Raw genomic sequence first — 971 nt, 5'->3', positions numbered from 1 at the left:
GCATTTGGGTATGAGCTAGAGATGATGTCTGATAGTTGATTACCCGCTCTTTCATATCTGTAGCCTAAGGCTTCTGCATTATCATCTGGCTGTCGTTTCAATTCTTCAGCCAGTCTATGGTTGAATTCAATCGCTTTTAAGGTATCGCCATAGACTGAAAGCACGGTCTCTTTACCTACTTGCTTATGGTAATTTGAACTTTCTTTTAATCCTCTTGCTAAAAGCTGTTCATGGGTGGACATAATGGAATGATTTAACCTTGCTTTATTATATACATCCTGATGTTTACCTATTCCATCTGCATAAATCAGACTATTTTTATATTCAGTAGAATTTCTATTTAAAACATCAAATAGCCAAGGCTCCCCAACCTCTGCTCTCAATTTATTTAAATATTGTCTAGCAGTCTCATTTTTTACAAGATGAGCAGCATCATCTGAAACACCTCTCAAACTTTCCTCTGTCAACTGAGCAATCGCCTCCTCTTCAGAAATATTTTGTTCTCTTGCATAAGCTGAGGCTTTTGCTTTAATTAAATCAATTTCTTTCGGATGCAACTGTCGATTAAATTTCTCTGCATTATAAGCCGTTAATGCTCCTTGACCGACTGACTCACTATTCCCTCCAATCACCGCTCCAACTGCCGCACCTAGTGCCGCCGCTGTTGCTTGTTGAATAGCATAGCGTTCATCTTGACTGAGATTTAATTCCGGATGGTTTTTTAGATAATCTTCTATTTGACTATTTGCCCATTCACTTAATGCTCCAGCCCCTGCGCCTACAGCTACATTTCCGTCACTCCATTTAGCTGCTAATGCACCTACTACAGCATGAAGGGCTATTTTTTGGGGGCTTCCTTCTTCCCACTCTAACATTTGAGACACATCACCAACCAGCCTTGCTCCTACTTGTCCTGCAACATTAGCAAGCTCTTGGTTTTCTCTCATTTCCACCAAATCATAAGCCTGTAC

General features: G+C 40.3%; 1 protein-coding gene. It reads right to left on the bottom strand.

The features are described 5' to 3' along the window. A partial coding sequence (locus tag B0186_RS11085; RefSeq protein ID WP_143411972.1) for a VENN motif pre-toxin domain-containing protein occupies positions 1 to 971 on the bottom strand: 971 nt, incomplete at both ends.

Source organism: Canicola haemoglobinophilus (genome assembly GCF_002015075.1).
GTDB classification, from domain to species: domain Bacteria; phylum Pseudomonadota; class Gammaproteobacteria; order Enterobacterales; family Pasteurellaceae; genus Canicola; species Canicola haemoglobinophilus.
The sequence above is the reverse complement of the archived record's forward strand: the minus strand, read 5'-3'. Positions and strand labels throughout refer to the sequence as shown.